This is a genomic window from Sagittula sp. NFXS13 (assembly GCF_040148795.1).
GTDB lineage: Bacteria > Pseudomonadota > Alphaproteobacteria > Rhodobacterales > Rhodobacteraceae > Sagittula > Sagittula marina.
Genome location: NZ_JAGEMH010000003.1, coordinates 394,218 through 405,476, shown reverse-complemented (window position 1 = coordinate 405,476; position 11,259 = coordinate 394,218). Strand labels below are relative to the sequence as shown.

The following is an 11,259-nucleotide window of genomic DNA, read 5'->3' as shown; positions in this document are numbered from 1 at the left end:
TCACACCTCGAGGGCTTCGCCCGATAGGGCGCTGCCGCCCCTGACGCCCTTGGTGGGATAACTGGGATACCTTTGACCGAAGAGGCCGCTATGAACCTGCTGTTTTCCAATGATCGACGTGGACAGTATCCAGACAGCTGGTACGCCGCGACGGCGGGTCGCCTCTCACCGTTTCCAAAACTCGAAGGGAGCGTCAGGGCGGATGTCTGCATCGTGGGCGGCGGTTACACTGGCCTGTCTGCAGCGCTGCACATGGCAGAGGCAGGACTGGATGTGGTGCTGCTCGAAGCGCACCGCGTGGGTTTTGGCGCATCTGGTCGCAACGGGGGGCAGCTTGGGTCCGGTCAGCGGCAAGATCAACTGACCTTGGAAAAAATGGTCGGGCCAGAAGCAGCCCGACATATGTGGGACTTGGGAGAAGACGCCAAAGCGCTTGTCCATGATTTGGTCGCAAAGCATCAGATCGACTGCGCGATGAAACCTGGTGTGGCCTGGGCGGCCACCTCCAAGTCATCTTACGATTGGATGCGCGGATTTGCAGACCACATGGGCCGTACTTACGATTACGGCATCAGTGCTATGCCAGAAAAGGATTTTCACGCAGTCTGCCCGTCGCCTGCCTATCGAGGCGGCATTCTGGATATGGGCGCGTCGCACCTGCAGCCCCTGAAGCTTGCACAGGGTTTGGCGCGCGCCGCAGATAGCGCGGGCGCAAGGCTTTTTGAAGATAGCGTAGTGACGCACATCGCGGAGGGAAATACCGTAACCGTATATACGGATACGGGTCATGTGCAGGCGGATCACCTTGTTTTGGCCACCGGTGGCTATCTCGGAGGTCTGGAAAAGCACGTTGCCTCAAAGGTCATGCCAATCAACAACTTCATCGTCGCGACAGAACCATTGGGAGAGGCTGCCGATCAGGTCTTGGCACAGGATGTGGCCGTGGCAGATGATTTATTTGTGGTGAATTACTTCCGCCTGTCCGAAGACAAGCGGCTGTTGTTCGGCGGCGGCGAGTCCTACGGGTACCGCTTTCCCAAGGACATCCGCGCGACTGTACGCAAACCGCTTTCGCGCATCTTTCCACATCTGGCGGAGGCCGCCCTGCCCTTCGCATGGGGCGGAACCCTCTCCATCACGCTGAAGCGTTTGCCGCATCTGGCACGCCTCTCACCGAACATTCTCTCCGCCTCAGGTTATTCCGGGCATGGCGTTGGCAATGCGGTTCAGGCGGGAAAACTACTTGCCGAAGCCGTGCGGGGCCAATCGTCGGGATTCGATGCTTTTGCAGCCCTGCCCACCCCGACGTTCCCGGGCGGCGCAGCGCTACGTAGCCCGCTTCTGGTTCTGGCGATGAGCTGGTTTGCATTGCGAGACCGCCTCGGCCTCTGATTTTTGTTTCCGCCCTGACACGCATTTGCTCTTTATTTGAACGGGGAGCATTCAGTCTTTGCGTTTTCGGCGAATTGTTTTACATTTTTTGAAACCGAACTTAAGGATTTTGAAAACCATGATCCCGAACATGCATGACGCCGAGCCAATTCCTGAGGAAGCCCGGGCCGAAATCGACAGACTACTCCAGTCCGGTGATCTTTTCCGTTATACAGCTCCGGAAAACGCCCCTGTTACCCTTCTGGAGCGTGAGTTCGCGGCGGAGATGGGCGTGCGCTATGCTTTGGCCGTGTCATCATGCTCGGCCGCATTGTTTCTGGCGCTCAAAGCGCTCGACCTGCCGCGCGACGCCCGAGTGTTGATCCCGGGTTTCACGTTCGCGGCAGTTCCTTCATCCATCATCCACGCGGATCTGGTCCCGGTTCTGTGCGAATGCGGCCCGAATTACCGCATCGAGATCGACGATTTCACCGCCAAGCTCGACACCGTGTCAGCCGTCATTGTCAGCCACATGCGCGGACACACTTCCGACATGGACGCGATCCTTGAGCTCTGCGACGCGCGCGGCATTCCGGTGATCGAAGACGCCGCTCACAGCCTTGGCACCACATGGCATGGCCGAAAGATCGGCACTTTGGGCCGTATCGGTTGCTTTAGCTTTCAAAGTTACAAAATGCTCAACGCGGGCGAAGGCGGTATTCTGATTACCGATGACCCGGACCTCGTGGCGCGCGCCGTCATTCTGTCCGGCGCTTATGAACATATGTGGCAAAAGCACCTGCGTCCCGGAGCAAACACCACCGAACTGGAGCAGGCTTTTGGTCGTTGGCAAAACAAGCTGCCGCTATACAACCTTCGCATGTCGAACCTTTCCGCCGCAGTGATCCGCCCACAAATACCCCATATCGCGCGCCGTGTGACCGATGGTCGCCGCAACCATGATCATGTGGCAGCGCAGATCGATGCTTCGCCCTGGATCTCTGTGCCCGAAAAATTGCCACCCGAAGACCGCGCCCCAGACTCGTTGCAGTTCAATCTCGACGGAATGAGCGAAGCGCAGGTCCGTACCTTTGTTGCTGTCGCAGCGGAAGCCGGGGTCAAAGTCCAGGTCTTTGGCCTCACGACAGACAACGCGCGTGCGTTCTGGAACTGGCAATTCTTGCCCGAACAGGTAGACCTTCCGAAAACACGCGCCATGTTGATGTGCGCATGTGATACACGACTGCCCGCGCGATTGACCCCCGCCGAATGCGACGCGGTCGCGGAAATTCTCATCCGGGCCGCAGACTCCACAATGTCCGAGACGTTGGCTTACGGGACTTAATTGATGTGAAACAGGGCAAGAGGCACCCCGCGCGCCCCTTGCCCTGAACATGCGCGCGGCCTGTGGCGCGCAGCGGATGGTATCAACAAGATCCAAGACTGATCTATAAAACGAAAAAAGGCGCAGCTTTTGCGCGCCTTTTCAACATTGATCACAGCCGGAAGGCTTACTTGCTCATTTTCGACAGCTTGGACTGCAAGTCAGCCAGCTGCTTCTTGATATCGTTGAGATCTTCGCCCTCGGTCTTTTCCGGTTCCGGACCGGACGCGCCCATCGGCACACCGCCGGTCATCGCCTTGAGAAAGGCCTCTTGCTGCGCTTGCATGGCTTCGATGCTTTTGGCCATGGACGGGTTTACAGTCTGCACGCCCTCAACCCACTTCGACTGGCTGTCGCGAAACAACTCGAACGTCTGTGCAAGAAACGCCGGAACGGTCGATGTTGCCTGCGTCGTGTAGCTGCGTACAAGATCCGTTAACACACTGATTGGAAGGACAGATTCGCCCTTGCTTTCATGTTCGGCCACGATCTGCAGCAGGTATTGGCGGGTGAGGTCATCCCCGGACTTGAGGTCGACGATCTGCACGTCGCGATCGTCGCGAATGAACCCCGCGATATCCTCTAGCGTGACGTAGTCGGACGTCTCGGTGTTATACAGGCGACGACTGGCGTAGCGCTTGATCAGCAACGGTTTTTTCGTGTCGACCACAGGCTCCCCTCCCTGGCAGATGCAGCAATGCAGAAAAGCCTATGCGAGCGCAGCACAAAAGGAAAGCCCCCGCAGATGCATGGCAGCCAAGCATTGGATTGTGTTGGTTTGCCCGGTTTCGTTAACCAGATATTAACGGTGCTTAAAACAAGCTTCCCTGCTCCGGCGGTGTCTTCCCGGGCTTGCTGCGCGGCTTTTGCTTTTCAGTGGGCTGTTGGGTCGGTTCCTTGGCTACAGAGCCATTATGATCGAGTGAAAGCACGCCATCAGCAAACTCGATCTCCAACCGCTGCGCCGTTTGCGCCGCGTCCCGAGATGTAACCAACGCGCCGTCGCCCCGCACCACCGCGTAGCCGCGCTTCAGGGTCGCGCGATAGCCCAGCGTTTCGTTCAGACGTCCAAGCGCGTCGACCTTGCTGCGCGCTTCAGCAATTCTTGCGCCCTGCACTTCCGACATTCTGTTGCCCAAGCGATCCAACCGCTCACGCCCCTGTGCCATCTCGCGCTGTACGCCGCGCAGCGAAAGCCGCCCGGCGCGATCGGCCAGCCGTAGGCGCTCAGTCTCCAACGCGCGACGCAGGATCGACGGACGCAGCGAGCCTGTCACCTCTGACAGATGCAGGCGCTGTCGATCCACCCCACGCCGCAGTGCGGAAGGCAGGCGATCACCCATCACGTCCAGACGTTGACGAGGCCCATCCATCAAGGTCTCGGCACGTGGCAGGGCGCGCCCGAGGTCACGCAACCGCTGACCGCGATGCTCGATCCGCAGTCCCATGGCCCGCGTCATGCGCGCGCCGAAATCACGCGTCACCGCCGCCAATTCCATACGCACTGGCACCGCAAGTTCTGCCGCTGCGGTGGGCGTAGGCGCGCGCCGATCCGAAACAAAGTCGATAAGAGTCGTATCCGTTTCGTGGCCGACGGCTGATATCAACGGAATGTCCGAGGCCGCCGCTGCCCGCGCCACCGCTTCTTCGTTGAACCCCCAAAGGTCCTCAACCGATCCACCGCCACGCGCCACGATCAGCAAATCAGGGCGCGGCAAGGGGCCGCCGGGTGTCATCGCGTTGAAGCCCTCGATGGCGCGCACCACTTCGGGTGCACATTTCGCCCCTTGTACGGCCACCGGCCAGATCAGCACCTTTCGCGGAAACCGATCCCGCAACCGATGCAATATGTCCCGGATCACCGCACCGGACGGAGAGGTCACAACGCCGATGATTTCCGGCAAATATGGCAAGGACCGCTTCCGAGACTGGTCAAACAATCCCTCTGACGCCAACAGCGCCTTGCGCTTTTCCAGCATCGCCATCAAAGCGCCAGCCCCGGCCGGAGCAATATCCTCGATCACGATCTGATATTTGGACTGTCCGGGAAAGGTGGTCAGACGGCCCGTGGCAATGACCTCCATCCCCTCTTCGGGCTGGGTCGCCAACTTGGCCGCGACGCCTTTCCACATGACACCGGCAATCACCGACCGGTCATCCTTGAGATCCATGTAGACGTGCCCGGACCTTGGCCGCGACACGCGCCCCACTTCGCCACGTACCCGCACATGGCCAAAGCCGCCCTCAATGGCGCGCTTCACCGCGCCGGACAGTTCCGATACCGAGAATTCCGGCGTGTTGTCGGCCCCACCAGCGCCATCGTCGTCGATCAAGTCCATCAGCCAAACCTTGCCCTTCACGCGCCCCGACCTTAAAGCACGGCTCAAGGAACCGAAAGCGCCCGCCTGCTTCTTTGGGCCCCGAAATATCTCGGGGATCTGAGGCTGGCCGAGGAAGGCGCCCGGCCAGACAAGGAGCACGCTCATGAACATCCTCATCCTCGGCAGCGGTGGCCGCGAACATGCCCTCGCATGGGCTGCGCTCCAGAACCCGAAATGTGACAAATTGATTGTCGCACCGGGCAACGCCGGCATCGCGCGTATCGCCGAATGTGCAAAAATCGACATAAATGACGGCGGCGTGGTGGTTGAATTCGCCGCAGAGAACGCCATCGATCTGGTTATCATCGGCCCCGAGGCGCCGCTGGCGGCAGGCGTCGCGGACCGGTTGCGCGAGGCAGGCCTTTCAGTTTTCGGCCCCTCCGCCGAGGCGGCAAAGCTTGAAGCATCCAAATCCTTCACCAAGGAAATCTGCGACGCCTGCGACGCGCCCACCGCTGCTTACGGCCATTTCACCGACGCAGATGCAGCAAAGGTCCATATCCGTGCAGGAACTGCCCCGGTCGTGGTCAAGGCAGATGGTCTGGCCGCAGGCAAAGGCGTGATTATCGCCGAAACCCTCGACAAGGCCTGTGACGCCGTGGACGACATGTTTGGCGGCGTCTTCGGTGGCGCGGGCGCAGAGGTCGTGATCGAAGAGTTCATGACCGGCGAAGAGGCGTCCTTCTTCGTCTTGGTGGATGGCAACGACTGCCTCCCCATCGGCACAGCGCAAGACCACAAGCGCGTCGGCGAGGGCGACACGGGTCCGAACACGGGCGGCATGGGGGCCTATTCTCCCGCACCGATCATGGACGAAGCCGTGACGCAAAAAGCGCTGGATGAAATTGTGCGTCCCTGCATGGCCGAGATGGTCAAACGCGGCACGCCCTACCAAGGCGTCCTTTATGTCGGTCTGATGATCGAAAATGGCCAACCGCGCCTTGTGGAATACAACGCACGCTTTGGCGACCCGGAATGCCAGGTGCTGATGCTCCGGCTGGGCGCACAGGCGCTCGACCTGATCCAGGCCTGTGCCGAGAGCCGCCTGTCAGAGGCCCAGGTCAACTGGGCTGACGACCACGCTATGACCGTTGTGCTGGCCGCCGAAGGCTACCCCGGTGATTACGAAAAAGGCACTGTGATCAGCGGCCTCGACAAGCTGACAGAGGATTCCATGAGCGTCATGTTCCATGCCGGTACGACTGAGAAAGATGGCGCGATCACCGCATCAGGGGGGCGGGTCCTGAACGCCACCGCTCGCGGTGCGACTCTGCAGGAAGCCCGCGACCGCGCTTACGCAATGGTGGATGCCGTGGAGTGGCCGCAGGGCTTTTGTCGCCGGGATATTGGATGGCGCGCCCTCTGAGCGCATACCATTGCAGACGTTATGTTCGGCGCTTCAGCCGGGCGTTATGACCTCAGCCTCTGTGACGATCAGGTCCAGAGGCTGATCCGTGTCTTCCAAAGGCAGGTCAGCCATTTCCTGCGCAGCAAATGCAAATCCGATGGCCATGGTCGCGCGCTTGGCCCGCAATTTCTCCAGTGTGCGGTCGTAAAAACCACCGCCGTAGCCCAGCCGCCCACCAGCCCGGGAAAACGCCACCAATGGCACGATCAGGATTTCAGGCTCCATCCTTTCACCAGACGCCGGGATGAGAGCTCCAAACGCTCCGACCGTCATCTCGCAGTTTGGCTCCCACACGCCAAAGGTCAGCGGCTGACCTGCCGCCTCGATCACCGGAACGCCGACCACACCATATGCCGACGCTTCGGCCATGGCGGCCACAGGGTCGATCTCCGTCCGTATCGCCATATAGCCAGCCGTGGCCACGCCCCGGTAGCCTGCCAAAACCTCACTCAATCTGCCAGCCTGGCCGGGCAATCGGTTGTCAAAAGCCGCTTTGCGCGCAGCAAACGCCGCCTTTCGCGCCTGAGCTTTGCGATCTTCAAGGCTCATAGCAGCATCACCACAGCCAAGCCAAGAAAGGCGAAGAAGCCAACCACATCCGTCACGGTCGTCACAAACGCGCCAGAAGCCAGCGCCGGATCAACACCGACCTTTTCCAAAACCACAGGGATCACGATCCCCGCCAACCCGGCGACGACCATATTGATCACCATGGCGGTTGCGATGACGCCGCCGAGTGCGGGCGATCCGAACCAGATGATTCCAACGATTCCCATGACCACGGCAAAGGCCACGCCGTTGATAAGCCCCACAACGCCTTCCCGCCTGATAACCCGCCATAGGTTCGACCCGGTAAGGTCTTTTGTGGCCAGGGCGCGCACGGCAACAGTCAGGGACTGGGTCCCTGCGTTCCCGCCCATGGACGCGACGATAGGCATCAACACCGCCAACGCCACCACCTCTGTGATGGCTGCTTCGAACTGCGCAATCACCAGCGACGCCAGAACCGCGGTCACAAGGTTCACCCCAAGCCACGGGATACGGCGCTTCACCGTGTCGACCACCCTGTCCGACAGCCGCGATTCACCATCCACACCGGCAAGCCGCAGGATGTCTTCTTCGTTTTCTTCATCCAGAACGGTCATGGCGTCATCGATCGTGATGACACCAACGAGCCGCTCGTTGCCATCCACCACCGGTGCCGAGATCAAGTGGTATTGGTTGAAGGCATAGGCCACTTCCCCCTCGTCGCGCAGCACCGGTATGACATGAAACGACTCTTCGGCGATGGACTTCAGCGTCACATCCCGCGCCGACGACATGATCCGACCCAAGGTCACATTCCCCACGGGGCGCAGCTTTGGGTCCACCAGAACCATGTGGTAAAATTGTTCCGGCAGGTAGTCCGTGGAGCGCATGAAGTCGATGGCCTCACCAACGCTCCAGTGTTCCGGCGCCATGACCACTTCGCGCTGCATTAAACGCCCGGCCGAGAACTCGGGATAGGTCAGCGATTGCTGAACAGCGAGACGGCCGCTTTCTGTCAAAACATCAAGGATCGCGCCTTGCTGCGTTTCATCGAGATCCTCGATGAGATCGACCACGTCGTCCGAATCCAGTTCGCGCACGGCCTCTGCCAGGACCTGCGGCGACAGGGCGCTGATCACCTCCTCGCGCAGTGTTTCATCCAGCTCCGACAGAATGTCGCCGTCGAATTCCTGACCGTACAGACGGATCAGCCGCATCCGGTCGAAGGCATTCACCTGTTCCAAAAGGTCGGCGATGTCTGCCGCGTGCAGCGGCTCCATCAGCGCGACAAGCTGGTCCCGGTCTTCCGTGTCGACGGCATACAGAATCTGGGCAACCGCCTTGCGGTTCAGATCATAGCCCTCGTCACGCACCTCTTCGGTTTCGGGTGCTTCGCTGGTCTCTGCCATTTGGGTGCCTCCGCCTGTATCGGTCCGAACACTACGTCATCACCCATCAGAGCAACAGGCCCGATTGTCCTTTTGCGCGCGCAGCATTACCCTGTGCCCAAAGGAGATCCAGATGACCGCAACGCTGCACCTTGGACAGTTGATCCAGTTCAACGCAAACCCGTTTTTCGAGGGCGCAAATGCTGCAAAACATGTCATCGAAGGCGCAATATTGGTCGATAATGGAATAGTCGAACAGGTCGGAGAAGCACAGACCCTTCGGGCTGAACATCCTGATGCTGCGGTGCAGGATCACGGCACCCATTTGCTACTGCCAGGCTTTATCGACGCACATGCGCATTATCCCCAGACAGGTATGATCGCGAGTTGGGGCAAACGTCTGATCGATTGGCTCAACAGCTATACCTTTCCGGAGGAAATCCGGTTCCAGGACCCGGCCTACGCCAAGGAAATGGCAGAACGCTACCTCGACCTCTTGCTCGCACATGGCACCACGACGGTCTGCAGTTTTTGCACTATTCACCCGACATCCGTCGATGCGTTGTTTGAGGCGGCAGCCAAGCGCAACATGCGTGTTTTTGCAGGGAAAACCTGCATGGACCGCAACGCGCCCGACGCACTTAAAGACACGGCACAAACTGCATATGACGACAGCAAGGCGTTGCTGGACCGTTGGCATAGAAAAGGCCGCGCTTCCTATGTCATCACACCACGCTTTTCGCCCACCTCCACGCCAGAACAGCTGTCTGCGCTGGGTCAACTTTGGGCGGAACATCCAGACTGCCTGATGCAAACCCATCTGTCAGAGCAGGTGGACGAAATCGACTGGGTGCTGTCGCTTTTTCCGAAAGCAAGAGACTATCTGGACACTTACGAAGCGCATGGACTGCTCGGTCGGAATGGCCTTTACGGGCACGCCATCCACCTCACTGATCGGGAAAGATCCCGCCTCAAAGAGGTCGGAGCAGGACTGATTCACTGTCCAACGTCGAATACCTTCATCGGATCCGGATTGTTCGACATGGATGGTTTGACGCAAGCGGGCCATACGGTGGGACTTGCAACGGACACTGGCGGCGGCTCTTCTTTTTCGATGCTGCGCAGCATGGCAGCGGCCTACGAGATCGGCCAACTCCGCGGTCGCGCGCTGCACCCGTCAGAACTGCTTTGGCTCGCCACAGAAGGCTCCGCCGCTGCACTGCGAGACGACAGTATCGGGCGGCTTGTGCCCGGCGCCGCGGCGGATTTCATCGCTGTCGACCTGGCCTCCACCCCAGCCATCGCCCAACGCGCCACACGCGCCGACGACATATGGGAGGCGCTCTTTCCGACCATTATGATGGGCGACGACCGCGCCATCGTGCAGACATGGGTTGCGGGCAGTCCCGCCCTCTAGGAATTGGCGATCAAACTGAGGCTGCTGAGCGCTCAGCAGCCATCCTTCCCCAGCACCAACACCCAAATATCTCCAGGTGCACGGACAAGCCCGTAATCCACCACGTCCGGATTTAGAATATTATTTCGATGCCCCGGCGATTGCACCCAATCGCCCAGCACTTCATGCACTGACTGCTGTCCCTTGGCGATGTTTTCGGCAATGGTACAAGCTGCGTACCCAGCCGCCCGAGCACGCTGCAGCACATTGCTGCCGCTGGAGCCTTGATGATCGAAGAACCCGCGGCTCGCCATATCCAGCGCATGCGCTTTAGCGGCTTCCTCCAGTTGCCCGGAGGGCGCCAAGGGCCCAAGACCCTGCTCTGCCCGAAACCCATTCAGCATCTGGCGCACGGGCTGCGCGTCACTGCTCTGCGGCAAACTGCCAGCAATCAAAATACCTATCGCAATCGGCGCGATCTGATGAAAAATGCCGTTTCTCATTCTCAAATGTCCCTAACATATGCCCGACGCGACAATACCGTAGGCGATAATATATGTCGCAAATCCAAGCCCCGCAGGCGATTATATCTCCGCGTGATCGGCTTGGTTAATGTCGAGTGCCTTCTGCTTTTCCATAACTCTCATACGCGCATTGAACCGCTGTTCCCCTTCGTCCGTGCGGCACTAACCGGCGGCTTCTTTAAAGCGTTCACGCCAGAATTTTAATTTTGCCACAAAGCCACCGCAGATAGTTCCGCCAGTTCTTGGGTCGCTGGCATCGTCTCACCGATCGCTGCGTAAGCTTAAGTCCCCTTTCTTCAAACAGAGTGAGTTTAAGTGCTCTGTGACGCGCCTGCCAATAGCGATTACGGATGAGCGCCACGGCCCGGCCTCGAAGCTTCGCGACCTGCCGCTCGAAGTCATGAACCATGCCGCGCGCAGATCATTACTCGCAGAATCTCTGAGCAGCGGGCCTTGGACAAACACTTTGGCGCAGACTGTCTCCCTGTCCGGCAGGGCACTGCGCAGGCGGAGGTCGACGGCCCGCCAAGGCGATGATCGCACTCGTAAAAGACCCCCGCATTGGTCAACTCCGCGCATCAATCTGCAGGGTCCTGCCGATTGCACCGCCCACTGCGGGGGTGGCTTCATGTGGGGCCACAATTCATACCCAACGTGCCTGCCCTTCTGATGCTTCCAAGGCTTCTCCACGGTATCAGCTGAAGCGCCAGGGCTTTGCGGTCAAGCGGGCCATGTTTGCATCATGATTACCACAAGCGTTGCTTTGGTCACATCCGCAACGAAGCAGTGCGGGCGATAGGATCACTCTGCCAGTTGATGCCGTCGATTTGTGTGAAAGCGGCTGCGTCGTCGTGCTTGCAGGCTTTGCACGGAGCTGCC

Annotated in this window: 9 protein-coding genes; 4 read left to right on the top strand and 5 right to left on the bottom strand. The window is 59.5% G+C overall.

The window, feature by feature from the left end:
- The first annotated feature begins 90 nt into the window (after positions 1-90).
- Positions 91-1,392, top strand: a complete 1,302-nt coding sequence (locus J4E08_RS09785) for an NAD(P)/FAD-dependent oxidoreductase (RefSeq protein ID WP_349538305.1) — start codon at positions 91-93, stop codon at positions 1,390-1,392.
- A 118-nt stretch (positions 1,393-1,510) separates the two neighbouring features.
- Entirely contained in the window at positions 1,511-2,716 is a 1,206-nt protein-coding gene (locus J4E08_RS09780; protein WP_349538304.1) for a DegT/DnrJ/EryC1/StrS family aminotransferase, read from the top strand.
- A gap of 166 nt (positions 2,717-2,882) precedes the next feature.
- On the opposite strand, the gene phaR is transcribed toward J4E08_RS09780, so the two are convergent.
- The gene (phaR, locus tag J4E08_RS09775; RefSeq protein WP_349538303.1) at positions 2,883-3,425 is read right to left on the bottom strand and encodes a polyhydroxyalkanoate synthesis repressor PhaR; all 543 of its coding nucleotides are present in this window, start codon (positions 3,423-3,425) and stop codon (positions 2,883-2,885) included.
- A gap of 142 nt (positions 3,426-3,567) precedes the next feature.
- On the bottom strand, positions 3,568-5,094 hold the full coding sequence (gene xseA / locus J4E08_RS09770; RefSeq protein WP_349538487.1) for an exodeoxyribonuclease VII large subunit: 1,527 nt from the start codon (positions 5,092-5,094) through the stop codon (positions 3,568-3,570).
- A 145-nt stretch (positions 5,095-5,239) separates the two neighbouring features.
- Between xseA and purD the strand changes: the two genes are divergently transcribed.
- Complete coding sequence (purD, locus tag J4E08_RS09765; protein WP_349538302.1) at positions 5,240-6,502, top strand: phosphoribosylamine--glycine ligase; 1,263 nt, start codon at positions 5,240-5,242, stop codon at positions 6,500-6,502.
- 33 nt (positions 6,503-6,535) lie between these two features.
- On the opposite strand, the gene J4E08_RS09760 is transcribed toward purD, so the two are convergent.
- Positions 6,536-7,093, bottom strand: a complete 558-nt coding sequence (locus J4E08_RS09760) for a 5-formyltetrahydrofolate cyclo-ligase (RefSeq protein WP_349538301.1) — start codon at positions 7,091-7,093, stop codon at positions 6,536-6,538.
- The gene (gene mgtE / locus J4E08_RS09755) at positions 7,090-8,481 is read right to left on the bottom strand and encodes a magnesium transporter (RefSeq protein ID WP_349538300.1); all 1,392 of its coding nucleotides are present in this window, start codon (positions 8,479-8,481) and stop codon (positions 7,090-7,092) included. The genes J4E08_RS09760 and mgtE overlap by 4 nt, the downstream gene beginning before the upstream one ends.
- A 112-nt stretch (positions 8,482-8,593) precedes the next feature.
- Between mgtE and guaD the strand changes: the two genes are divergently transcribed.
- Positions 8,594-9,877, top strand: a complete 1,284-nt coding sequence (gene guaD, locus J4E08_RS09750; RefSeq protein WP_349538299.1) for a guanine deaminase — start codon at positions 8,594-8,596, stop codon at positions 9,875-9,877.
- 32 nt (positions 9,878-9,909) lie between these two features.
- Here the strand turns inward: guaD and J4E08_RS09745 are convergent, their stop codons facing one another.
- Positions 9,910-10,359: a CAP domain-containing protein gene (locus J4E08_RS09745; protein WP_349538298.1), complete on the bottom strand. Its 450-nt coding sequence runs from the start codon at positions 10,357-10,359 to the stop codon at positions 9,910-9,912.
- Between the last annotated feature and the right edge of the window lie 900 nt (positions 10,360-11,259).